Here is a 25,848-nt window from a genome sequence, read left to right on the forward strand (position 1 = left end):
GCAGAGAAATTACATTTTCTCTGTGTGCTCTATTTGTTTAAATCGGCTCTTCTAAATAAACATATTCAATAAAAGCGCAAAACCAAATGCAATAAATGATAACAATGTCTCGAGTACCGTCCACGTTTTAAACGTTTCCTTCACCGTCAAACCTAAATACTCTTTTACAAGCCAGAACCCTGCATCATTTACGTGAGAAAACATTAACGAGCCTGCTCCGGTTGCTATAACGAGCAATTCTAAATTCACACCAGACATGTGCTGAATAACTGGTGAAACAATCCCTGCTGCTGTCGTTAATGCTACTGTCGCTGAACCTGTTGCAATTCGAATTAATCCAGCTACCATAAAAGCTAATACGATTGGTGATAACGATATATGTTCTGCCATTTGCGCGATCGCCGTTCCAACGCCGCTTTCAATTAATATTTGTTTAAATCCACCGCCTGCACCGATTATTAAAATAATGGAACCGACCGGTAATAAACTTTCGTCTGTTAATTTTTTAATCATCTTTTTATTAATTCCTTGTCTTATTCCAAGTAAATAAAATGCTGCGAAACATGAAATAAGTAAAGCGATTACTGGACTTCCAATAAATACAAAAAATTCAGTCATCTTTTTCGGTAATGAAATATATGGTGCAACGACCGATAAAATCATCAATACAACTGGTAATAAAATAATAAAGAATGAAACTTTACGACTCGGTAAGTCAGTTGAGACAGTCGTAACTCGAATAAGCTCTGGTTCATTTTCAGGTATAACCCTTTTATGTACCCACTTTGCAAATATCGGTCCTGCGATAATGGCTGTTGGTAACGCGATAAGTAATGAATATAAAAGTACCTTTCCTAAGTTCGCGTTATAAATACCGATTGCTGTCATCGCCCCTGGATGTGGTGGCACGAGCCCGTGAACAATAGATAACCCAGCAATAACAGGTAAAGCAATTAATAATATGTTTTGCTTCGTTGTTTTTCGAATTGAAATAACAAGTGGTAATAAAATGACAATCCCTACTTCAAAAAAGACGGGAATCCCTATAACAAACCCTGCAAATAACATAGCCCACGGTAGTTTCTTTACACCGAAAAATCGAATAAAGAAATCTGCCACTTGCATGCCGGCCCCTGAATCGGACATCATTTTCCCTAAAATTGTTCCGAGAGCTAAAATACCAACTAAATGCCCTAGTACACTACCAACACCAGTTTCATAGGCAGTCACTATCTTCGTTAAGTTCAGTCCAGACATAATCGCTAAAAATAAACTCGCAACTGTTAAACTAATAAATGCATGCCATTTCCACCATGATACCCCTAAAATAACAATCGCAATTGCAAGTAACGTGACGATTAATAAGTATATATCCATTTTTCATTCCCCTTACTTTATAAAAAAAGAGGGCGAATACCCTCTTTTTATACGTCATAATTCACTACATAATGCTGCATTTCTGTATTGTAGTAGCCTTCGCTATATTCAATTACTTCGCCAACTTCATCGTAAGAATAGCGCATTCGTTTTAATAACGCTGTGCCCTCTTTTTCACCTAATGCTTCTGCAACGAAACTAGGCGCAAGTCCAACAGCGAATTCATCTCTAAAGTTTTCTAAATGAATGCCTCGGTCCTCGACTAAATCATAAAGCGATTGCAAATCAAAATCCGATAAATCTGTACTTGCCATTTTCGCTGAGAAATAGTGCGTATAATGAATGTACGGTGCATCATTTAACGTATATAAACGTTCAATACGAAAACTCTCTTTACCGAATAATCGAAATGGCACTGTTCCTTCTTCATTCTGAACAATTTCTGCTTTTAGCAATTTTTTCTGTACTTTATATCCTTCTTCCACTAACACTTCAGTAAATTTCTTACCCTTTGACAGTTTTGTCGCAGAAGTGTTACGGATGACTTTCGTTCCTTTACCGCTTTTCTTTTCTAAATACCCTTCTTGAGCGAGTTCTTTAATCGCATTTCGTACTGTAATTTTACTCACCTTGAACTCTTCTTCTAACTGCGGTTCGGAAGGAATATTTGTATGAATTGCATATACACCATGCAATATTCGATCACGAATAATGTTTTTTATTTGTAAATATAATGGTCCTTTTTTTCTCGTTACGTTCACCGTTACACCCACTACCTTTCTACATCACCTACTGATGCCGTCATTGCCCGAAGTATATCCTTCTCTGATGACATTGGCGTATCACCGACGATTGTATGTGCAAGCATTCCAGCTGCTGACGCAAATGAAACAGCTTTCTCTGGTGCAAACTCTTCTATCTCGCCATGAATAATCCCGCTCGTATAAGCATCTCCAGCACCTATTCTATCATATACAGAAAACGTAAGTGTTTTTGCAAAAGTGAACGCACCATCTTTACATATAAATCCGCGAAGGGAGTGTGTATTATCGCTATTAATAGAGCGATGTGTACCAGCGATTGTAGTGATACTATACGTTTCAGCTACCTTTGGAATAAGATCAACAAGTTGCGCCTCTCGCTCCGTTTCTTCTGTTTTCATTCCTAAAACAAACATTGCATCTTTTTCGTTCATCATTACAATATCAGCTAGCCCTAACATTTCTTCATAATGTGGTTTCGCCTGCTCGTACCCATCTTTTCCCCAAAGTGATGGACGATAATTGCAATCAAAAACGACAGTGCCTCCGTTTTGTTTAACTGCTTTCGCTAAAGATTTCATATGATGGCGCACAGTATCATTCATCGCAAGTGTAATCCCGCAAAAATGAACGATATCAATTTCCTTCGCGATTTCTTCAAATTGATACATTTCTTCACATGCCGTATTAAAGCTACTTTCTAATCGATTCGAATATGTAACGCGGCTTGCACGTGCGCCAAATCCATTTTCTAAAAAGTACATGCCGACATATTTACCGCCTCTTGAAACAAGCGAGGTTTGCACGCCTAATTTTTGAATGTAAGATAATGCAGCATCTCCAACCGAGTTTTCCGGTAAAGTAGAAATAAGAAGCCCTTCATGCCCGAAATGAGAAAGTGCTGCAGCAACGTTCACACCTGTACCAGAAAATGAGTATTTTAATGTATTAGCTTGCGATAACAATTCATATCCTGGTACTTGCAGGCGCATCATTACTTCACCGAATGCTGCAATTTTCTTACGCATATTGATCAACTAACTTCTTCACGACTGCTAATAATTCACGAACATCTTCTACTTTCGTATTGCCAGTTTCTTTATCAATAATAGAAGAGTACACATGCGGGATCACTTGCTCTACATTTGCTTCAAGCGCAATACGTAAAATTGTTTCAAAGTTTTCTTTATCGATTCCGCCCGTTGGCTCTAATGCGAATCCTTCTTCCGCACAAACTTTCGCAACTGCGCGATATTCTTCTTCATGAGCTAGCCCTTTCATCGGGAAGTATTTCAATGAATTTCCGCCCATATCACGTACAAGTGCGATCGCTGTTTTAATTGGAACGATTGCTTTTTCTTCTCCAGCTGCACTAATTGGACCAGTAGAAATATTTACGTACCCTACTTTTCCTGTTGGCGATACTAAACTATTAATCCAGCTATCTTTTCCGCCAAGATTTGCACGTGTCGCTCCAACTGAAGGGAACACTTGGTTAATATGGCTACCAGGATAATGCTTCGCAATTTCAGCTACAACTGCTGCTTGGCGATTATCTCCTGCTCCTAGTCCAATCGATACAGCATCATCAATTTCTTTTCCGTATGCTTTCATCGCTGTAACTGCTTCTTCTACTGTTGGATAGTCTTTTGATAACACTCCCACTACTACATAACCTTCTGCTGCTTCAAAAATATCTTTCGCATTTTCGATATTGTTCGCTAATACATTTAATGCTACGCGGCCTTTATAAAAACGTTTTTGAATGTTTGTCATTTTAGTTTCCCCCTACAATTTCTCTCAATTTTTCTTCAATCACATGTATGTCATCACCTTGAAGTGGACGTGGATCAATATCAAAGAATCCTTGTCTTACTCCGTAATCACGTGTATAAATCGCGATTTCCCCTTCGCGTAATGCTGTCACAACGTCTTTTGCCGATTTATTTAACTCTTTTTCGTTAATATGAATACGGGCTCTAAAGATTGCTCTTCCCGCTTCATCTTGAACGATCGTTACATTTACACCGTTTAATTCTTTTAGCGGCATAAGTACTTGTAACAACTCTTTTTCTTGCTCACTCTTATCTTCTTTTACTCCGTACTCATCAAGCGCTTGAAGTAAGCCAAATGTTGTTTCTTTCCCAACTTTCATACTTCTTCCGATGCAATGTAATTGCACTTTCAGCCACTCAATATATTTTCGTTTCCCGCCAACAATACCAGAAGTAGGCCCTTCAATTGCTTTTGAACCGCTATAAATGGCAAGGTCTGAATACTTCACATATTTTTGAATATCTTCTTCAGCTGCCGCATCGACGATAAGTGGTACATTATTTCGCTGCGCAACTTCCCATGCTTCTTCAACAGAAATCATATTTTTTTGCACGGCATGATGTGATTTTACATAAAGAATTGCTGCTGTATTTTCACCAATTGCATCTTCAATATGCTCTGCTTTCCCTTCATTTGCGTAGCCAACTTCTACAAGTTTTCCTCCGCCTAAGTAAATCATCGTTTCAACAGGAGCACCGTATTGAACGTTATGACCTTTTAACATAATCACTTCGTTTTTCGCGATGACCTCTTGATGAAGTCTTTCACTTTTACGGCGATTTCCTTCTGTCACAATTGCTGCGATAGAAAGCGCAATTCCGCTCGATGCTGAATTCACAACAACCGCTGCCTCTGCATCTAGAATTCTCGCAATATGATCTCCTGCTTTATCTACTAAATCAGCAATTTCCACATAATTTTGTCCCCCATGTTTCATTGCATCCATAACTGTATCTGTCGGAGCGGATACACCTAAAATACTCATTCTACCGCTCGCATTTATTACTCTTTTTAATCCGTACTTAGCATTCAATGAATAACCCATTGACTACAACCCCTTTCGTATCAATTCTTCTTTCAGCAATGCGCTGATCCCCTTCTGAATCTATTAACGTAATCTTCTCATCTTTCACCGTAAATAAAGTTAAATTTGCAATATCTCCTTCTTGAATACGGCCAAGCTCAGGTTTCTTAAGCCATTCTGCCGCATGTTTCGTCACCGCATCAATCACTTCTTCTAGCGGATAACCTAAGTAAAGGAATTTTGAAAGAACATGAGCCATACTATACACTGGACCGTGCACGCGATTCTTCCGGTAAATATCTGTACTAATTGTATTAAAGGCAATATCGTGACGCTTTGCTGCCTCTGCTACTTTAAAAGAAAAACTAGCATTACCATGCCCAACATCTAAATGAACGCCGCGATTCACTGCTTCTAGTAACACAGGTAGCGGTTTACCTTCTTCATCAAACAAATTATTTTCTTTCCCGTTTAAGTAATGTGTAATAACATCATCTTTTTCTAAAAGAGGTACAACTTCCTCAATGCGAGGAGGCGCTGAACCGATATGTACCATAATCGGTAATGATGTTTCACGTGATAAAGAGCGCGCTACATGCAGCGGTTCAATTCCACTATCACAAACGACGCTTTTACTCATTCTCGCCTTTAACCCAACGATTACATCTTTATACTTTTCTACTGCTTCTATTACTTTCTCTTTATCGATCCATTCCATATTGGATAATTCATCAATTCGTTTCAAACCGATGCGAGAAATATTTAAAAAGGCAAATAAATTCGTTTTCGCCTGCTCTCTACTTTTTACTAAATCTGCAATACGATCAGCTCCGCAGCTACCCGCATCAACAATTGTCGTTACCCCTTGTTTAACGCCAATTTCATCCACCTCATCGCCATACGGATCAAACTCTGGAAAAGCATGAACGTGCAAATCAATCCAGCCACTCGATACGTAAGTACCCGAGTAATCACGAACCTTTCCACCCTCGCCAGCACCTGCTTTCGTCACCTGTGCGATTTTATTATTTTCAATTACAATGTCAATCTCTTCCCCGTTCACACGTTTCACATTACGTAGTACGAATCGTTCTGTCATTGTACTTCACCCTTTTCTATAAGAAGCCATAAGAATACGCTTACATTAAAATTTCATTTTATATATCTCTTTCACACGTTTAGCGTAACACAAAAAAAGGGAGAAGTAAATATAACGTTATAATGTTTAAATTTAAATAAAAAGATGCTGCTCCAAAACGGAACAACCTCTTTTTCTATTCCTGAACCGTCACAATAACCCCGTCCATATTGTTTCCCGAAATTTCATACTGCTTATTCACCGGAACATTCACTTTCATGTTTCCGGAAACTTTATAATAAGAAACCGTATATTGCTTACCTTCCACATCGGTTGTGATTTCTTTTTGCTCTTTTAAGAAGTCTAAGTATTCCTCTAATGTAATTTTCTTTTTTTGCATAATTGCACTATGAGGTAGGCCGACATAACGGATGTGCCATGGCTCATATTGAATGCCTGTAATGTTACTTTTATTTTTCGGATAGCGTAAAACAAATCCGTGCTTCCATACGTTCTCTTCAATCCATTTTCCTTCAGGCGCTTTTTCCATTTTCTTTTGCGTTGAACCAACGTCCAGTGATAACCCTAAATTATGTTCACTATATCCTGCTGGGAGTGCATAATCAGATCCCATTTTTTCATATAGCTGTCTTTGCTCTTGGAAATCTCGATAGCCGCTATTCATTAAGAAATGTTGTACGCCATCTTTTCCAGCCGCATCGACAACGTTCAAAAACTTTTTTACAACATCCTTTGATAAACGAAGATTTCTATCAAATATTACGTAGCCTCTCACTAATTCACTATTATGATTTACATTTATAATATCAGACCTAATGCTATCTTTTTTTAGTGGATAATCTTTGTTAACTAATAATAGATTCCCTTTATAAATTTCTTCTTTTGTAATCTCTACCTTTTCCATATTTGCATTCTTTATTGCGCTATTTTCGTCGCCGATTTTCACATCAATTTCTTTTTGAAATAACGGTGATATATATAAGCCTACACAGATTGTGCATGCGATAAAAAGAGAAATAAATACCCACTTTTTCATTTCTAGTTCCTCCTTAACGTAGCTTACGTATAGAATAGAAAAAACTATTAAAATAAAAAGTGGGGTAAAGTTTAAATTTTTATTAAATTGTTACGTGCTCGTCTTTTGGCAATCGCACTTCAAACATTGTTCTAACTACATTACTTTCAGCAGAAATCGTCCCGTTATGCTGTTCAACAATATTTTTCGCAATAAATAGCCCAAGGCCTGTCCCGCCACGGTTTTCTGACCTCGATTTATCACCTGTATAAAACATATCAAAAAGATACGGTAGGTCCTCTTCTGGAATGCTATCTCCGTAATTCATAACTTGTACGACAACTTCTTCATTATCGATATACCCATTCAAATCAACAAATTGCCCATCATATCCGTAACGAACAGCATTTGTTAACAAGTTTTCAAATACTCTAGCTAACAATTTCCCATCACCGTTAATCGGCAAATGAGGATCAACATTCAATCTAGCTTCTAAATGATGTTTTTCTAATAACGGATACAATTCCTCATCTAGCTGTATAAGCAGCTCACTTATATCAATCGGCTTTTTATCCAGCTTTAGCATGCCATAATTCATACGTGTAATTTCAAATAACTCATCAATTAAACTTTCGAGCCTTTGCGATTTCGTATATGCAATCGTGGAAAAATGTTTAATTTGTTCTTTTGTTAAATTTTCATCTTTAAGAATTAAATCTAAATAACCTAACACGGATGTTAATGGTGTCCTTAAATCATGAGCTAAGTTCACAACGAGCTGGTCTTTACTACTTTCAGCAAAGTCTCCTCTTTCCACCGCTTCTTTTAACTTTTCACTCGCAACATTTATTTCACGCGCGATGTCTCCAAATTCATCATTTGATGAAACTTGAACTCTATTCGTAAAGTTACCGTTCGCAAGATGATGAATCCCGTTAGAAATCTCACTAAAATACTTTAAATACGGTTTTGTCAAAAAGAAGAAAAAGATAATAGACAACGGGATAAAGAAAATTAAAAAGAAGTTAATGTCTCCAAATTCCCTTACGATTGACCTAAATTGTGCTAAAGGCTCTTCATAGCGAACCATCGTTTTATAATACAACTGCAATCCTTTATAAATTATATAAGTTACAGTTGCAGCGAGCACCATACTTAACGCAAATAAGGCAATCATTTTAAATCGAAAGCTTTTCATCATGTTATCCATTGAAAGTATACCCTACTCCCCACACTGTTTTTATTAGCTTATCTTTTCTTTTATCTTCCCCAAGTTTTTTCCGCAACGTACGAATATGTACCATAACTGTATTTCCGCCTTCATAATAATCATCTGCCCATACTTGCTGAAAAATATTTTCCACATTGTATACTTTCTTCGGGTGACTCGCTAATAAATATAAAATATCAAACTCTTTCGGTGTTAATTCAACTTGTTCTCCGTACACATTTACTGTTCTTCGCTCAGGATCAATCACGACCCCGCCTACCTCTAAAGCAGATTTATTCTCCGCTACTTTCGGCTGATTTAACGTAAGAAACCTACGTAATTGTGCATTTACACGTGCAACTAATTCAATCGGTGTAAAAGGTTTCGTCATATAATCATCTGCACCTAATACAAGACCTGTCACCTTATCAAAATCAGACGTTTTCGCACTTAAGAAAATGATTGGCATATGATGCTTCGCACGAATTTGGCGCGTCACTTCATACCCATCCATTTTCGGCATCATAATATCTAAAACCACTAAATCGATTGGCTGCGTTTCAATAATATGAATTGCCTCTTCTCCATCAGCTGCTTTCACGACGTGGTACCCTTCTTTTTCTAAATGTATCTCAATTAAATCAGCAATTTCTGCCTCATCATCCGCTATTAAAATGGAAATGCGCTTCATTTTACTCCCCCTTTATACGCTCGATTGTAAACTAGTCTATCCAATTTGTACAATAAGAAAAGGCTACTCGCGGGAGTAACCTTAGTAAATGAAATTATATCGACGATTTTCCAAATATATCGAACACAACTTGAATTATATCGACGATTTTTTTAATATATCGACGTTTCGACAAGGAATATCGACTTACCGACAATTAACGACGAAATTCGCCCACTATTTTAAAGACTCAACCTACCGCTCAAACACAATCCGCTGCTTCGTGATTTCCGCCAGCCTTCCGCGATCTACTTCATACTCAGTATCAACGCTTTGCGGCACCATCACTTTCCCTCCCTCAAGCATCACTTGCGGTGAAATAATATCCTTCTCCCAATGTCTACTAGAAGCGGATATATCGCCTGGAATCGTAAAGTTAGGCAGTGAGGCAAGGGCAACATTTTGTGCTCTTGAAATCCCCATCTCTACCATACCGCCGCACCAAACTGGTATGTTATGCTCCATACAATAATTATGGATTTGGATTGATTCTGTTAATCCGCCCACTCGCCCTGGTTTAATGTTAACGATTTGACAACTGCCAAGTGTAATCGCAACACGCGCATCTTCTAAACTATGGATACTTTCGTCCAAACAAATTGGCGTTTCTATTTTCTTTTGCAACTGTGCATGATCAAGAAAATCGTAATCCGCTAGCGGTTGCTCAATCATCATCAATTGGAATTCATCTAGTCGTTTCAGACTCTCCGTATCCGCTAATGTATACGCTGAATTCGCATCAGCCATTAACGGGATATGCGGAAACTCTTTACGAATTTCTTTCAATAACTCATAATCATGCTCTGGCTTTATTTTCACTTTAAAACGCTCGTATCCTTCTTCCGCGTACTTCTCGATTTGTTTTAACATAACCGGAATCGTATTAAGCCCAATTACAACACCAACTTCAATTTCAGCTTTCGTTCCGCCAAGCAATGTCGCTAATGATTTCTTTTGACGCTTCGCATATAAATCCCAAACAGCCCCTTCAATTCCGGCCTTTGCCATTCGGTTTCTTTTTATATGCTGGAACAAACTTGGCACTTCATTCGGATGAGAAATTTCAGCCTTTAATAAATCCGGTAATAAAAAGTCTTGCAGTACATGCAGCGCCGTCTTCACTGTTTCTTCCGTATACCACGGTTCAGAAAAAGCAACGACTTCCCCAAATCCAATGTACCCGTCCGTATCTTCTAATTCAATGACGATACTCTCACGCTTTTCATACGTTCCGTAGCTTGCAGCAAACGGGATGACGAGTGGCATTTCCGTTATATGAAGTGTCGCTTTTTTTATCTCCACTTACATCTCCTCCACTAATTGTCTTAACTCTCGTCTTAACAATTTTTTCGAAGCATTTCGTGGTAATTCCTCTAAGAACCACGCTTTTTTCGGCACTTTATATTTCGCTAATTTCTCCTCGCAAAAGTGAAGAATTTCTTCTTCTGTTACCTCTCCACTTTTTACAACAAAAGCAGCGGGTACTTGTCCCCATTTATCATCAGTCATACCGACAACACCAGCTTCCGCTACCGCCGGATGAGAAAGTAACACTTCTTCAATTTGAGCTGGATATATATTCTCTCCGCCAGAAATAATTAAATCACTGCGGCGATCTAATACGTATAAAAATCCTTCTTCGTCTAAATAACCGAGGTCGCCAGTATGAAGCCATCCGTTTTGAATTGTCTCACGCGTCGCATCTTCACGGTTAAAGTAACCACCTGTTACGTTCGGTCCTTTTACTACGATTTCGCCTTCTGTAAACGCCGGCACTACTACGCCATCTTTTTCAATACGCAGTTGGCACTGAAATAGTGGTTTTCCAGCTGACCCTACTTTCGTTAACATATAATCTGCGGATAACGTACAAATTTGCGAAGACGTTTCTGTCATACCGTACGTTTGATATACAGGAATCCCTTTATCAACACACGTTTCTAATAACGGTTTCGGCGCTGGTCCTCCGCCAAGTAACATACATCGTAAAGAAGATGGATATGTCTCTGCCCCAAGTCGCTCTAATAAATCAGTTAACATTTTAGAAACGACAGAAATAATCGTTACACCTCTCGTTTGAAGTGCTTTATGAATAAAATCAGCATCATATTTCGGAACGAGTAAAATGCGCATGCCGTACATAATATTTTTCATTAAAAGAGATAGCCCGCCAACGTGGAACATCGGCATACAAGCTAACCAGCAATCATCATCACGAAGTCCTAAATTAAGCGAAGAACCAACCGCGCTTGCCCAATGATTGCCGTACGTTAAAATAACGCCTTTCGGTTTGCCTGTCGTCCCTGACGTATAAATAATTGTCATCGCTTCTTTTAAAGAGAATTCTTCTTGTATAGGGGCTTCCTCTTTTGGTCCATTCATTATGTCGGTGAATGAATACACAGGAACATCTTTAGCCTCAAAATCTTGATCCGTCACTAAACAAATAACTTCAGCATCATCCATTTGCCAAAGTAGCTCTTCTCTTGAAAGACGCGTATTTAAAAGCACAGCTACTGCACCTACGTACGATAGGGCGTGAATAACTGTAATCATCTCCATACCATTTTTCATCAGAACAGCCACCTTTTGCCCACGCTTCACTCTTATATGTGTGAGGTGTTCACAAACAGATACTACTTTTTCATGCAGCTGCATAAAAGTAACTTTCTCTTCCTCTATTTCAATTGCAGTGCGATCTGGTGTTAAAAATGCACGTTGCATTAACCAATTTGGCATCGTCTCCATCATTCATTCTCCTTTCATGAAAGAAAGAGACTTGATATGACATCAAGTCTCTTAGTTGTTTTGTTTCCGGTTTGACCTTATCCAGCTGCGCCTCCTAGCCCCTTCCGTCTAAGAACCTTCCGCACAAGAAAGTAAAAAACACTTTCTGTGCGAAAGAACCTTAGCCAACGGGGCTAAACAGTCGGCTCCGCTTTTAAAACATCCAGCTACAGCGGCTAGAACAGTCGGTCGTTTCACGCCTTCCTACGAGGCAAAAAGCGCCTCTACGTCAGGAGTTCCAACGCCCTCGTGTTCTAAGTGAGCCGCTTTCGCTTTTGATCTCATCCAGCTACAGCAGCTAGAATGTTCGGTGGCTTCACTTCTTCCTACGAGGCAAAAAGCGCCTCTACGTCAGAAGCTCCATTCCCCTCACATTCTGAACGAGCTGCTTCCGCTTTTGGTTTGATCACGGGAAACGAGGGAATTGACCGAAGTCTGGACGGCGTTTTTCTTTGAACGCGTCGCGACCTTCTTTTGCTTCGTCAGTTGTGTAGTACAATAACGTTGCATCTCCAGCTAGTTGTTGAATACCAGCTAGACCGTCTGTGTCTGCGTTGAATGCAGCTTTTAGGAAACGAAGTGCCATTGGGCTGTTTGCTAAAATTTCTTCTGCCCATTGTACTGTTTCTGCTTCAAGTTGTTCTAATGGTACTACTGTATTTACTAAGCCCATATCAAGCGCTTCTTGCGCGTTGTATTGACGGCATAGGTACCAAATTTCGCGAGCTTTCTTGTGGCCTACCATACGAGCTAAGTAACCAGCTCCGTATCCACCGTCAAAGCTTCCTACTTTAGGACCTGTTTGTCCGAATACAGCGTTGTCTGCAGCGATTGTTAAGTCACATACGATATGAAGTACGTGCCCACCACCGATTGCATAACCTGCTACCATTGCGATAACTGGTTTAGGAATTGCGCGAATTAGACGTTGTAAGTCTAATACATTTAAACGAGGGATTTGGTCGTCACCTACATATCCACCATGACCGCGAACTTTTTGGTCGCCGCCAGAACAGAATGCACGTCCACCTTCACCTGTTAAAATGATAACGCCAACATTTGCATCATCACGAGCATGTGCAAAAGCGTCGATTAACTCCATTACCGTTTTAGGACGGAATGCGTTATGTACTTCAGGGCGGTTAATCGAAATCTTTGCGATACCATTGTATGTTGAATAAATAATATCTTCGTAATTGCCTTCTTTTACCCATTCAATAGCCATTACAACTACCTCCTTGTATATTTCTGATCTCCTCTATAAGTGTAACTTCATTCTTAACTGAAAAAAGCATCACTGCATAGTTTTTAGAAATCCCTTTACTATTGTATCAAACTTTTCCGGTTGTTCCACATGAATTGCATGGCCAGCACCATCAATTTTGACAAATTTCGCGTCAGAGACGCATTTTTCGATATTTTTTAATATACGAAAGAACTTTTCATCATGCTCACCGTTCATTAAAAGAACAGGCATTTTTAAGTTTTTCAGCTCATTCCACCATGAAGGCTGAGCCCCTGTTCCCATGCCGCGCAAGCTATTTGCGAGCCCTTTTGAATTGTTAGCAAGTCGTTCTTTTCGCACTGCTTCTTGTACGTTTTGTGCTAAACGTTTTTGCGTTTCAAATAACGGAATATTTTCCCACATCGATACAAAACTTTCGATGCCTTCTCGCTCAATTTTTTGAGCAAGTCGCTCATCTTTTTCACAGCGTTCTTTTCGCTCATCTTCACTTTCAAGCCCAGCTGTACAATTTTCTAATAAAAGAGAGCGTACATATTCTGGATATAGACACGCCATTGTAATCGCCAGTCTACCGCCCATTGAATAGCCAAGTATATGCGCCTTTTCAATATGAAGATAATCTAATAGTTCTTTCATTTGCAATGCCGCATTTCGAATATCATAATGCGTCACATCTTCAGGGCTTTCCGTTTTTCCGTGCCCAACAATATCTACTAAAATGACTTGAAATTGCTCACTCCAAGAAGGAACGAAAGAACGCCACGTCTCCATGCTTCCCGTAAAACCATGAAGAAGTAGAAGTGGTTCCCCGCTTCCGACTACTTCATATTCATACGATACACCTTGCAGTGTTACGTTCATTTTGATTCACCTTGCAACGATGTAGTAATTACGTCCTGTGTTTTTGCCCATAACGTACGGTGCAATGTTAAGTTTTCATCACGGTTCGTACAAATTTCTACAACGTGTAAACCTTCTTTCGTTGCACCCTTTTGTACTTCTTCTCGGAACTGCTCCCAGCCATTTACACGGCTAAATGAACCACCGTACATTGTAACAACATGCTCATAATCAAGCCCAATTGGAGTTCCAAATAATGATTCGAAATGTTCCTTTTTCTCATATTGTGGTAAGAATGAGAAAATACCACCACCGTCATTATTTACAACGACAATCGTTATGTTTAATTCATGTAATTTTGCGGCTAGTAGTCCATTTAAATCGTGATAGAATGATAAATCACCAATCACTAATACGAGCGGATCGCAAATCATGCTCGCTCCTAAAGCTGTCGAAATGATCCCATCAATCCCATTTACACCGCGATTTGCCATTACTTGAATGTCTTTATCCGATGTGAAGAAGAAAGAATCTGTATCACGAATTGGCATACTATTACTTGCAAATAACGTTGCCCCTTCTGGTAATACGCGGACAATATCTGTAATGACTCTTCCTTCAAATGCCGTATCATATGTTTCCATTTCACGAAGCGTTTCCTTCGTTTTTTCGTTTATATGTTGCCACATTTGGGACCAATCATTCTTTTTCATAACTGGCATTTTTTCTATTAGTGCACTGCAAAATGCAATATCACTCGCTTGGACAACTTCTGTTGCAACGAGAGCCGGATCTCTCCATTGGCCAGATTCGTCAACAACGATATGAACGGCTTTCGTCTGTTTTTTAATGAATTGCGTTAATGCTTTCGAAACAGGCATACCACCGAAGCGAATTAAAACGTCCGGCTTCCACGTTTCTTTTAACAATTCATTTCGTAAAAATGTATCGTAACAGTCAATTACCATCGTTTTGTCGTGGTGCCCGCTACGAATGTTAGAAAGTGGATCCGCTAATATTGGATATCCCGTTTTTTCAGCTAGTTGCGTTGCAAACGTTGCGATTTCTGAATGACTATCATCTCCACAAATAATAAGCCCCTTTTCCATATGTGAAAGGCGCCCTACAAGAGAATCTACATATTCACTCGGCATCACCGCGTTCCCTTGCTGAACTACTCCTGTATATTCTCCGCGTCCTTTATCCCATAAACTTTCTAATGAGAAGTCCGGGATAAGCGGTTCGCGAACCGGAAAATTAAGATGAACAGGTCCTTGCGGTGCTAAAAGCGCGCTTGCTATCGTGCGCTGCGTTGTCATGCGAGCGTAATGATACATCGCCTCATTCGCTTCTGGAAGTGCCATCTCTGTAAATTGCTTCACAAACGTGCCGTATAAATTAATTTGATTCATCGCTTGTGGTGCACCGACATCTCTTAATTCATGCGGTCTATCTGCCGTTAAGACGATAAGCGGCACTCGCGAATGAAAAGCTTCACATACAGCTGGATAGTAGTTCGCTGCAGCCGTTCCTGACGTACATAATAATGCAACAGGACGTTTTTTCGCTTTTGCAATACCGAGCGCAAAAAATCCTGCAGATCTTTCATCTACATGTAAATATGTGTTCATTCCTTCATGTTGTTCCATTAGTAGAGCAATCGGCGTTGACCGTGAGCCTGGACTAATGACAACATCACATACATTTAGACGCGTCAGTTCATCCACGAACGCGCCTAAATAATATGATAATGCTTCTATATGATTGTTCATTTCATTAATTCCTCCAAAGCACCAAGCATCGGTCTAAACTTCAAACTTGTTTCTTCATATTCAAGTTGTGGTACTGAATCAATTACAATCCCGCAACCGGCAAATAAGGATGCTTTCTCTCCATTTAATAATCCGCAGCGAAGTGCAACCGCAAATTCACCATTTCCTTCATCATCTATCCAGCCAATCGGTGCACCATATAATCCTCTGTCTAACAATTCAACATCACGAATTAGTTTCATCGCTTCTAAACGAGGTGTCCCGCCAAGAGCTGGTGTTGGATGTAATTCTTCTACCATCGTTAAAAGACTCGCGTCGCCTTTTGCCTCTACAGGCGTATATAAATGAATTAAGTTTTTCGTTGTTAATAGACCTGGACTTTCCGGAATATTAACGGATTCGCAGTGCTCATTTAATACTCCTCGAATCATGTTCACAACATAACCGTGTTCAGCTAAATTCTTTTCATCATGAAGAAGCGCATCACTATTTCGCTTACTTTCTTCTATAGATTGACCATGACCAGTTGAACCAGCAAGACACATTGAAGTAAACTTCTCATCTTCTTTGCGAATTAATCTCTCTGGCGTCGCTCCTAAGAAGCATGCTCCTTTATAATCAAAAGAAAATACGTAACAATCTGGTTGCCCAATGCGAAGTGCTTCTAAAACAAGCGCAGAATCAATATGATGATCCATCTCTACTTTTAGCTCCCTCGCTAATACAACCTTCTGCACGTTCCCCTGCTTCATCTCATCTTGCACTTTCTCAATGGACTTCATCCAGCCTTTCGGATCCACTTCTACTTTAGAAGTAACTGTTAATTTCGATCCTTCTAGTGCACATTTACTCTCCTCAAAAATTTTCTCTTCTAAAGAAACAATTTCGTTATAAAGAGTTTCTGCACAATCTGTTGCTGAAACGAATGTATTCATTGTTAACCATGCTTTTTCATTTTTTACAGTTAATAAAAATGCCGGTAGTGAAAATGTCGTATCATCAAATTCTTTCCATAAATCTGTTTTCTCTTTTTCTTGGTCAAATGAAAATCCACCAAATAAAAGAGGACCTGTTCCAAATTCGTATCTTTCTCTTTGTACAAATGCTTTCTCTTTTACTTTATCCCACTCGTCACGAGCAGTTTGAAAGCGTTTGTGAGAAGCAGTTGCTATAGTGAAAACAGAACCAATTCCAGCAAATATTACATGCTGAGCTGGGTCTGCAAAATAACATCTATTTTCGAATGAGATCCTTTTTCCTGCTGCATAAAACAGAAGTGGATCCATCCAGTCTATTTTTTTTACAAAACTAACCAATATTTTTTCATCAGTTGCATGCTTAATGGCTGCACTTAGAACTTCCTGCAAGCCTTTTTGTTTCGTTTGAATCACAATTGTCTCCCCCCTATGGGCGAAAAATAGTCATAATTACGCTTGATTTTAAGATACACCTCAAACGAAAGGCCTGTCAACGTTTAGCATTTCTGAGAAATTCACCTTCTCTTCCTAGAAAATAAACGTTGACACTAAATGATGCTTTTTCTACACTTAGTTGTGTACAATATGTGACCAAAGGAGGATTCAACATGGAAATGAACGTCGAAACGAATTCCTCTCCTACGGCGCCAAAGCCAAGCAAGCAAACAGGCTGGCGCATTTGGTGGAGTTTACTACGTCCCCATACATTAACAGCAGCTTTCGTTCCTGTTTTCATCGGAACAGCCTATGCAATGCAGGTCGGAGGTATAAATCAAATACATCTCCCTCTTTTCCTTATAATGCTTCTTGCTTGTCTTCTCATTCAGGCAGCAACAAACATGTTTAATGAATACTTTGATTATAAAAGAGGACTTGATCACGAAGGTTCAGTTGGTATCGGCGGCGCTATCGTTCGCGATGGCATTCAGCCAAAAACAGTGCTTAACTTAGCATTTGGATTTTTCGGCATCGCAATACTATTAGGTGTTTATATTTGTATGAATTCTAGCTGGTGGCTTGCTGCAATCGGTCTTGTTTGTATGGCCGTTGCTTACCTTTATACAGGCGGTCCACTTCCAATTGCCTATACACCATTTGGAGAGTTAACAGCCGGATTATTTATGGGTGTCATTATTATCGGGATTTCATTCTTTATTCAAACTGGAACTGTAACATCAGAAGTCGTTTTACTATCTATTCCAAGCTCCATTTTAATTGGTGCCATTTTACTAGCTAATAACATCCGTGACTTAGATGGCGATAAAGAAAACGGTCGTAAAACGTTAGCCATTCTCGTTGGACGCGAGCGAGCGGTCGGTGTACTTGCTTCTATGTTCATCGTTTCCTACATTTGGACAATTGCTTTAATTATCGTGGGCATTGTATCACCATGGATGCTTATCGTATTTTTAAGTGCACCGAAAGCATTTAAAGCGACGAAAGGCTTTATCGGCAAAAGCATTCCAATGGAAATGGTACCTGCGATGATAGCAACAGCAAAAACAAATACAATCTTCGGTCTCCTCATGGGAATCGGATTATTACTTGGATATTTCCTTTAAAAGGAGCTGCTAATGCGGCTCCTTTTTCATATACCAATTTCAGCTCATAATTCCTACTCGCAACGCTCATACTATGTAAAGAAACTGAATTGTAGGAAGGTGGACGACTATGTTAACTCCACAACAAATAAATCAATTTAAATCCGTTTTAGAAAAACAAAAACAAGAACTAGAGCAAACGATACAAACACACGAAAATGAAGATCGTGCATCTGAACGTGAATCTGTTGGAGAATTATCTAGCTACGATAACCATCCGGCTGATATGGCAACAGAGCTATATGAACGTGAAAAAGACTTCGGGCTTATTGAACTTTGGCATAAACAGCTTGAGGACACGAAACACGCCTTACAAAAAATAGAAGCGGGTACGTACGGCATTTGCGAAGTGTCTGGCGAAGAAATTCCATTTGAAAGATTAGAAGCAATGCCGACTGCTACAACATGCATCCAGCACGCGACAAATAAGTTAAATATGAATACACGACCAGTCGAAGAAGAAGTGCTGTCTCCTTCTTTTCACAAACATGATGAAGATCGTTCTGTTGAATATGATGCAGAAGATGCATGGCAAGATGTTGCCAATTACGGAACATCTGAAACACCATCTGATTTAGAAAGACAAGATTCGAAAAACTATAACGGCATGTACGTAAATAGTGAAGAAAACGTAGGCTACGTAGAGGATTTTGAAAACTTTATCGGTACAGATATGTATGGAAAAAATCCGCAAGTTTTCGCTACGGAAGAACATGAAGAATATGAGCAAATGCTTGATGACTTTGAAGAGCGTACCTTTAAGGGCGAATTATCTTCAAATGAGTCGAGTTCCAAAGAATAAAAAAAAAGCATTCCGAAAATCGGAATGCTTTTTATCGCTAGCTAATTAGTTTTTTGTAACGTTAGCAGCTTGTGGTCCACGGTTACCTTCAACGATTTCGAAAGAAACTTCTTGACCTTCTTCTAAAGTTTTGAATCCGTCACCTTGGATAGCTGAGAAGTGAACGAATACATCGTCTCCACCTTCAACTTCGATGAAACCGAAACCTTTTTCGCTGTTGAACCATTTAACTTTACCTGTTTGCATGTCATGTACCTCCTAAATAAAAATGAAACTATGAATCCACATGAAAAGGTGGATATAAAGGACATGAATGTATAACAAGCTTACAGCCTTTAATTCAACGTGCTTTATTTCCGTACCACATTATGTAGCTCAATAGTGACTTCACTATATCACGCTATATCCAAAACGTCAAATGAGAACACTTTCATTCCATTATTTTTTTATAATTTTAATATAATGTTGAACTTCCATATTCATATTTTATCTCGCTATTTGCGGACTGCTCGATTGGTGAGAGCTGACAACCAATTTTGGGTACTCCCACTTTATTTGAAAATTAACAAAACTAAAGTATTCTAATCCTATTAAATTCTGTACAATATAAATATCTATTACATACGAGGTGAAAAAAATGAGAGCACATGAAATCGAGTATAAATTATACGGCGATGATATGCAGTTTGTTGAAATTGAGTTAGACCCAGAAGAAAGCGTTATTGCAGAAGCTGGCGCAATGATGATGATGGAAGATTACATCGAAATGGAAACAATCTTCGGTGATGGTTCTGGACCATCTGGAGGTTTATTCGGAAAGTTAATGGGCGCTGGTAAGCGTCTCGTTACAGGGGAAAGCATGTTTATGACTGTATTTACAAATACAGGTCACGGCAAGCGTCACGTATCCTTTGCTGCTCCTTATCCGGGTAAAATTATTCCTGTAGATTTAACAGAATATCAAGGGAAAGTAGTTTGTCAAAAAGATGCGTTTCTTTGTGCCGCAAAAGGCGTTTCTATCGGCATTGAGTTTACGAAAAAAATAGGAACTGGTTTCTTCGGTGGTGAAGGTTTCATCATGCAAAAACTTGAAGGTGATGGACTTGCTTTCATGCATGCAGGCGGAACTGTATACAAACGTGAATTAAAACATGGCGAAAAACTTCGCATTGATACAGGTTGTCTCGTTGCCATGACAAAAGACGTTAATTACGATGTCGAGTTCGTTGGAAAAGTAAAAACAGCTCTATTTGGCGGCGAAGGTTTATTCTTCGCAACGTTAGAAGGCCCTGGAACAGTTTGGATCCAGTCCTTAACACTTAGCCGCTTAGCAGCACGCCTGACAAGCCCAGCAGCACAAAGCACTGGTGAAGGTAGTGTTTTAGGTGGACTTGGTCGTTTATTAGATGGAAAAGAGTAAATAGGGCCCTTATAGGGCTCTTTTTATTTAGGTGGAATACAAACCACTTCGAATCATATAATACTCCATCACTTCGTTAAGCCACGCCTCTTCTCCTTGAAAACTCACCAATTGGATAGCCTTCTCTTTTGCTTATCTTACACCCCTCCTAACAGTATGTTTACAAAAATCATACTCCCTCACGTAACTGTAGTTTCAAGGTTTTTTTCTAAAAGAATGAATCAAGTCCCTCACTGCATATATTGAACTATACCTTTTCTTAAGGAGGCTCCCTTAATGCGTACTCCTTTATCCTTTGATAAAGATACTGCCATACTGTTAGCTTCTTGTTGTGAGTTAACGTATGAACAATATAAACAAAATGGGATTTTTGAAATACCAGATGGTTTTCAATATGTACAAGGCTTTCAAGGAAAAACCATTCAAACGACAGAATGGTTCGGATTCATACTAGAATCTGAGGATACCGTTATTGTAGCTTTTCGCGGGACACAAACAGATACAGACTGGATTATCGATTCACTCGTTAACCAAAAACCATACCCATATGCTTTAAATAGCGGAAATGTCCATAACGGCTTTCTTTCCATTTATGAATCTTGCCGAGATTCTATTATGGATATGCTCGTATCATTACCAGCCCATAAAAAACTTCTTGCAACAGGTCATAGTTTAGGCGGCGCACTCGCTACACTACATATACTCGATGCGCGTATAAACACTGCCTTCGCACAGTACGGTCTGTATACATTTGCCTCCCCAAAAGTGGGAGATATCGCCTTTCGGAATTATTATAAACTGCAAGTAGCTAGTAGCTTTCGTTTCGTCAATTTATTTGATGTCGTTCCACTTCTTCCTCCTCGAAACATAAATTTTAATGACCAAGACTGGGAATATGCACACGTTCATCACAACATGACTTTTACAAAAAACACAAAATCTATTACAAATAATCATGCCATGACAACATACAAAACATGTCTGACTTCTCATTTTTAACCAGTAAACAATTGGAAATTAAATATCCTTATACTATAATAATGTATGAAGTTACTTTTGGATGAGGGGACCTTACATGCTAAAATTTATCTTTGCACTTTTTCTCATTGTAATTTTTACGTTTACAGGTTTCTTTACATTTTCATACTTTGCGACAGGAGAATATGATGGAACAGGTATCATATATACTGCGATCCCATTTCTTTCTTAAGCAAAAAAGAAAACCGAGCTTAATGAGTTTAAGCTCGGTTTATTTATCAGTGTCATTTTTTGTCGGTAAATCGATATATCTTAAAAATCGCTGATATATTTTAAGTATCGGTCGATAAAATGTGAAAACCGCCGATAAAAGTTAAGAATCGCTGATATATCTTAAAAATCGCCGATATAAATTTCATATAATCTTTTCCAACGTAGCAATCTCTTTAAATTTGCGTAACTGTATTACCAATACCCCAAATCTCATTACTATACTGTAAAATCGTTCGATCGCTCGCAAAATGACCAGATTGTGCAATATTTAAAATCGACATTTCGAGCCACTTCGTTCGGTTCTCATAAGCTCTACCAACAGCTTCTTGCTTTTCCGCATATGGGCCAAAATCTCGCAGAACGAAATATTCATCATTTTGAATAACGAGAGAATCGTAAATTGCTTCAAATCCAGCTCCCGACTGTGCAAAGAAACCATTCGTTAGCTGATCTACTACCTTTTTAATGTGCCCATTGTGGTGATAATAATCACTTGCACGATATCCACCATTTTGATTGTAATGAAGAACTTCTTCGGCCGTTAAGCCGAAAATGAAACAGTTATCATCACCGACTCTATCTTTTATTTCAATATTCGCTCCGTCTAACGTGCCGAGCGTAATCGCACCATTCATCATAAATTTCATATTGCCTGTTCCAGATGCTTCTTTACTCGCTGTTGAAATTTGTTCACTTACATCGGCCGCTGGGAATATATCTTCCGCTACAGACACTCGATAGTTTTCTAGAAAGATAACTTTCATATATTGGCTTACGTACGGATCGTTATTCACTTTCCTTGCAAGTTCATTTATTAATTTAATAATTTTTTTCGCATAGTAATAGCCAGGTGATGCTTTCGCTCCAAAAATAAAAGTACGCGGATAAAATGTAAAACTAGCATCCTCTTTCAAACGGTTATACAAATATAAAATATGAAGAACATTTAATAATTGTCGCTTGTAAGCATGTAGCCTTTTTACTTGCACATCAAAAATAGAATTAGGATCAATTGTAATCCCCATTGTATGATGAATGCGCGCTGCTAAAATCTCTTTACGCTCTTGTTTTACCTCTGCAAATTTCTCTTGGAAACTCGCATCGTATTGAACTAATTGTAGCTCTTGAAGCTTAATCGGTTCTTTCTTCCACTCTGTTCCAATCGCCTCTGAAATAAGGTTCGTCAGCTGCGGATTCGCCTTCATTAACCAGCGTCTATGAGCGATTCCATTCGTTTTATTATTAAACTTATCTGGATAAAACTCATAAAACAATCGCATTTCACGCTGTTTTAAAATCTCCGTATGAATTTTTGCTACACCGTTTACACTATGGCTACCGACAATTGCTAAATGAGCCATTTTCACAAGATCATGCGCAATAATCGCCATCTCTTCAATGCGATGCCATTCATACGGATAACGTTCCCAAAGTTCATGACAGAAACGTTCATTAATCTCTTCAATAATCATATAAATTCTCGGTAATAACGGTTTAAAAATGTGAATTGGCCACTTTTCAAGAGCTTCTGATAACGTCGTATGATTCGTATAAGAAATCGTTTGCGTTGTTATGTGCCAAGCTTCTTCCCATGCTAGTTTTTCTTCATCTAATAAAATACGCATCAGTTCTGGAATCGCCAAAACTGGATGGGTATCATTAATATGAATCGCAATTTTCTCATGTAATTGACGAAGGTCACCATATCTTTCTCTATGCATACGAACGATATTTTGCAAGCTTGCTGATACGAGGAAATACTGTTGTTTCAAACGAAGTATTTTCCCCTCATCATGCGTATCATCTGGATATAAAAACTCCGATACCGCCTCTGTTTCACGCTTATATTTCAAAATATCTTTGCAATTTTGTGGGAAAGGAACTGGTTCCGCATTCCAAAGTCTAAGTGTATTTACAGTACTCGTCTCATAACCTACTACTGGAACGTCATATGGTACGGCCATAATTACTTCTGCATTTGTATGCCTGAATTCTAAACGCCCATCAATGTAGAGCGGTTCAACATTGCCGAAATAACTTACTTCTACAGCTTGATCATGCCTTCTTACTTCCCATACATTTTCATGAAGAAGCCACTGTTCTGGAAATTCAACTTGATAACCATCAACAATTTTTTGATCAAATAAGCCGTGTTTGTAACGAATTCCGCACCCATGACCTGGTAAGTTTAAAGATGCAAGTGAATCAAGGAAACAGGCTGCTAACCGTCCAAGTCCACCATTTCCAAGACCTGCATCTGCTTCCACCTCTTCTAATTGTTGCAACGAAATTCCAAGCTCAGAAAGCCCTTGCTCACATACATCCTTGATGCCTAAATTTAATATGTTACTTCCAAGCAAACGCCCAAGTAAAAACTCAATGGATAAGTAATACATTTGCTTTCGCTCTCCAGACCGATAACTTTCATTCGTTGCAATCCATTGACTATTCATATACTCACGTACCATGTACCCAAGCGTATTGTATTGATCACGAGTTGTAGATTCTTTGAAACTTTTACCATACATCGTCTCTAACTTTTCTAGAAAAGCTGATTTGAAACTTTCAACATGAGTAAACATCTCTTCACCACCTACATGTTATTCCATGAGACTTTTATACAATTTTTTATAAGCAAGGGCTGATTTTCCCCAGCTATAATCTTCATTCATTGCTTGTTTTACAAGCTGCTCCCATACCGGTTTATCATGATAAAATTCAATTGCACGACGAACAGTGTGTAACATGTCATGTGCATTAAAGTTCGTGAAACTGAAACCATTTCCTTCTCCAGTTTCTTCGTCATAAGATTGTACCGTATCATTTAATCCGCCTGTCTCTCTTACAATTGGAATCGTACCGTACGCTAATGCGATAAGTTGTCCAAGTCCACACGGTTCAAACAGTGATGGCATTAAGAATAAATCACTTCCCGCATATACTTGGTGAGCTAATTCTTCATTAAAACCGATGTACACTTTTACCTTCTCAGGATACTCATATGCCATCCACTCGAAGAATTGTTCATATTCCGAATCACCTGATCCTAAAATAATACATTGTACATCTTCTTCCATTATTTCACGGAATACAGTACGTACTAAATCAAGACCTTTTTGCTTCGTTAATCTCGTTACCATTGAAATAATCGGCGTATCTTCTTTTTCCGGCAAACCAAAATAACGCTGCAACGCGCGTTTATTTTCATTCTTTTCATATAATGAATCTGCATCGTACTGAGCAGTAATATACGAATCCGTTTCTGGATTATACACGCTCGTATCAATTCCATTTACAATGCCACTAAGCTTACCATTATATTTTCGCAACAATCCATCTAACTTCTCACCGAAAAATTCATATTGAATTTCTTCTTTATATGTCGGGCTAACTGCTGTAATTTGATCAGAAGCGATAATACCGCCCTTCATAAAGTTCACATTTCCATAAAACTCTAACTGCTCACTATGAAAATATTCATCACCAAGTTCTAGCAAGTCGTACATCACTTCAGGAGGAAATACACCTTGGAACTGCAAGTTATGAATCGTATATACTGTTTTAATATGCTCATATAATGGGTTATCTTGATACTTTTCACGTAGTAAGAAATTGACCATAGCTGTATGCCAATCGTGGCTATGAAGAACATCCACTTCAAAACCAAGATGAGGAATACACTCTAAAACTGCTTTCGAAAAATAAGAAAAACGCTCTCCGTCATCATAATGACCATACAGAGAATCCCTCTTAAAATAATATTCATTATCTATTAAGTAATACGTAATCCCGTCTTGCTCACCTTTTAAAATTCCGCAATATTGATTTCTCCAGCCAAGCGGGACGTTAATTACTTTATGTAGCGTACATCCGTCCCTTAATTTTTGCGGAATAAGACTATAATTCGGGAGTATAATGCGAACTTCCACACCTAATTTTTTTAGCTCTTTTGGGAGCGCACCTGCTACATCAGCTAATCCTCCCGATTTAACAAATGGTACACATTCTGATACTGCAAATAAAATATTCACTTGTTGTCCCACTGCACGAAAAGCTTATACTACTTCCCTTGCAGCTTCCTCCCTTCGAGTTTTCATTTA

General features: G+C 38.8%; 23 protein-coding genes. 5 read left to right on the top strand and 18 right to left on the bottom strand.

Translation table 11 applies throughout. The features are described 5' to 3' along the window. Positions 1–51 precede the first annotated feature (51 nt). From gntP to ACTFR9_RS23390, 15 genes are all read right to left on the bottom strand, one after another. A complete protein-coding gene (gene gntP, locus ACTFR9_RS23320; RefSeq protein ID WP_000356177.1) occupies positions 52–1,377 on the bottom strand; it encodes a gluconate permease GntP in 1,326 nt (441 codons plus the stop codon). 47 nt (positions 1,378–1,424) lie between these two features. After that, the gene (locus tag ACTFR9_RS23325) at positions 1,425–2,150 is read right to left on the bottom strand and encodes a GntR family transcriptional regulator (protein ID WP_000539282.1); all 726 of its coding nucleotides are present in this window, start codon (positions 2,148–2,150) and stop codon (positions 1,425–1,427) included. Next, entirely contained in the window at positions 2,150–3,166 is a 1,017-nt protein-coding gene (locus ACTFR9_RS23330) for a sugar kinase (RefSeq protein WP_229136283.1), read from the bottom strand. Before ACTFR9_RS23330 ends, ACTFR9_RS23325 begins: the two co-directional genes overlap by 1 nt. Further along, a complete protein-coding gene (dagF, locus tag ACTFR9_RS23335; protein ID WP_229136284.1) occupies positions 3,159–3,914 on the bottom strand; it encodes a 2-dehydro-3-deoxy-phosphogluconate aldolase in 756 nt (251 codons plus the stop codon). The genes ACTFR9_RS23330 and dagF overlap by 8 nt, the downstream gene beginning before the upstream one ends. A gap of 1 nt (position 3,915) precedes the next feature. Then, positions 3,916–5,019: a DgaE family pyridoxal phosphate-dependent ammonia lyase gene (locus tag ACTFR9_RS23340; RefSeq protein ID WP_000542376.1), complete on the bottom strand. Its 1,104-nt coding sequence runs from the start codon at positions 5,017–5,019 to the stop codon at positions 3,916–3,918. Beyond that, entirely contained in the window at positions 4,997–6,097 is a 1,101-nt protein-coding gene (locus tag ACTFR9_RS23345) for an amidohydrolase/deacetylase family metallohydrolase (RefSeq protein ID WP_061131975.1), read from the bottom strand. The genes ACTFR9_RS23340 and ACTFR9_RS23345 overlap by 23 nt, the downstream gene beginning before the upstream one ends. A gap of 175 nt (positions 6,098–6,272) precedes the next feature. Continuing rightward, on the bottom strand, positions 6,273–7,133 hold the full coding sequence (locus ACTFR9_RS23350) for a M15 family metallopeptidase (RefSeq protein ID WP_061536583.1): 861 nt from the start codon (positions 7,131–7,133) through the stop codon (positions 6,273–6,275). Between the two features lie 82 nt (positions 7,134–7,215). After that, complete coding sequence (locus ACTFR9_RS23355; RefSeq protein ID WP_229136285.1) at positions 7,216–8,322, bottom strand: HAMP domain-containing sensor histidine kinase; 1,107 nt, start codon at positions 8,320–8,322, stop codon at positions 7,216–7,218. After that, complete coding sequence (locus tag ACTFR9_RS23360; RefSeq protein WP_000822491.1) at positions 8,315–9,013, bottom strand: response regulator transcription factor; 699 nt, start codon at positions 9,011–9,013, stop codon at positions 8,315–8,317. Before ACTFR9_RS23360 ends, ACTFR9_RS23355 begins: the two co-directional genes overlap by 8 nt. A 234-nt stretch (positions 9,014–9,247) precedes the next feature. Beyond that, a complete protein-coding gene (menC, locus tag ACTFR9_RS23365) occupies positions 9,248–10,354 on the bottom strand; it encodes an o-succinylbenzoate synthase (protein ID WP_000403291.1) in 1,107 nt (368 codons plus the stop codon). After that, the gene (locus ACTFR9_RS23370) at positions 10,355–11,800 is read right to left on the bottom strand and encodes an o-succinylbenzoate--CoA ligase (protein WP_214328389.1); all 1,446 of its coding nucleotides are present in this window, start codon (positions 11,798–11,800) and stop codon (positions 10,355–10,357) included. It lies immediately after the preceding gene. 445 nt (positions 11,801–12,245) lie between these two features. Further along, positions 12,246–13,064, bottom strand: coding sequence for a 1,4-dihydroxy-2-naphthoyl-CoA synthase (gene menB / locus ACTFR9_RS23375; RefSeq protein WP_000963874.1), 819 nt, complete (start codon positions 13,062–13,064; stop codon positions 12,246–12,248). 69 nt (positions 13,065–13,133) lie between these two features. Further along, positions 13,134–13,946, bottom strand: a complete 813-nt coding sequence (gene menH, locus ACTFR9_RS23380) for a 2-succinyl-6-hydroxy-2,4-cyclohexadiene-1-carboxylate synthase (RefSeq protein WP_229136286.1) — start codon at positions 13,944–13,946, stop codon at positions 13,134–13,136. After that, entirely contained in the window at positions 13,943–15,697 is a 1,755-nt protein-coding gene (gene menD, locus ACTFR9_RS23385) for a 2-succinyl-5-enolpyruvyl-6-hydroxy-3-cyclohexene-1-carboxylic-acid synthase (protein WP_103141899.1), read from the bottom strand. The genes menH and menD overlap by 4 nt, the downstream gene beginning before the upstream one ends. Continuing rightward, a complete protein-coding gene (locus tag ACTFR9_RS23390; RefSeq protein WP_000616745.1) occupies positions 15,694–17,088 on the bottom strand; it encodes an isochorismate synthase in 1,395 nt (464 codons plus the stop codon). The genes menD and ACTFR9_RS23390 overlap by 4 nt, the downstream gene beginning before the upstream one ends. Before the next feature lie 194 nt (positions 17,089–17,282). Here ACTFR9_RS23390 and ACTFR9_RS23395 point away from each other — a divergent pair, with 194 nt between their 5' ends. Together ACTFR9_RS23395 and ACTFR9_RS23400 are read left to right on the top strand one after the other, a co-directional pair. Further along, positions 17,283–18,236 (top strand): 1,4-dihydroxy-2-naphthoate polyprenyltransferase, encoded by a 954-nt coding sequence (locus tag ACTFR9_RS23395; protein WP_000425747.1) that lies wholly within the window; start codon positions 17,283–17,285, stop codon positions 18,234–18,236. Between the two features lie 109 nt (positions 18,237–18,345). Further along, a complete protein-coding gene (locus ACTFR9_RS23400) occupies positions 18,346–19,077 on the top strand; it encodes a yteA family sporulation protein (protein ID WP_000957376.1) in 732 nt (243 codons plus the stop codon). 45 nt (positions 19,078–19,122) lie between these two features. Here the strand turns inward: ACTFR9_RS23400 and cspD are convergent, their stop codons facing one another. Continuing rightward, on the bottom strand, positions 19,123–19,323 hold the full coding sequence (cspD, locus tag ACTFR9_RS23405; protein WP_001193054.1) for a cold-shock protein CspD: 201 nt from the start codon (positions 19,321–19,323) through the stop codon (positions 19,123–19,125). A gap of 391 nt (positions 19,324–19,714) precedes the next feature. On the opposite strand from cspD, the gene ACTFR9_RS23410 reads away from it, so the two are divergent. The 3 genes from ACTFR9_RS23410 to ACTFR9_RS23420 all read left to right on the top strand — a co-directional run bounded on the left by ACTFR9_RS23410 (position 19,715) and on the right by ACTFR9_RS23420 (position 21,707). Next, positions 19,715–20,497, top strand: coding sequence for a TIGR00266 family protein (locus ACTFR9_RS23410; protein ID WP_001201256.1), 783 nt, complete (start codon positions 19,715–19,717; stop codon positions 20,495–20,497). A gap of 276 nt (positions 20,498–20,773) precedes the next feature. Further along, complete coding sequence (locus tag ACTFR9_RS23415) at positions 20,774–21,496, top strand: lipase family protein (RefSeq protein ID WP_001260123.1); 723 nt, start codon at positions 20,774–20,776, stop codon at positions 21,494–21,496. A gap of 76 nt (positions 21,497–21,572) precedes the next feature. After that, positions 21,573–21,707, top strand: a complete 135-nt coding sequence (locus ACTFR9_RS23420) for a hypothetical protein (RefSeq protein WP_000911070.1) — start codon at positions 21,573–21,575, stop codon at positions 21,705–21,707. 214 nt (positions 21,708–21,921) lie between these two features. Here the strand turns inward: ACTFR9_RS23420 and glgP are convergent, their stop codons facing one another. Together glgP and glgA are read right to left on the bottom strand one after the other, a co-directional pair. Then, on the bottom strand, positions 21,922–24,330 hold the full coding sequence (gene glgP, locus ACTFR9_RS23425) for a glycogen phosphorylase (protein ID WP_076855911.1): 2,409 nt from the start codon (positions 24,328–24,330) through the stop codon (positions 21,922–21,924). An 18-nt stretch (positions 24,331–24,348) separates the two neighbouring features. After that, entirely contained in the window at positions 24,349–25,779 is a 1,431-nt protein-coding gene (gene glgA, locus ACTFR9_RS23430; protein WP_229136287.1) for a glycogen synthase GlgA, read from the bottom strand. Positions 25,780–25,848: the final 69 nt, after the last annotated feature.

It is taken from the genome of Bacillus cereus group sp. MYBK222-1, assembly GCF_051916425.1.
GTDB lineage: Bacteria > Bacillota > Bacilli > Bacillales > Bacillaceae_G > Bacillus_A > Bacillus_A paranthracis.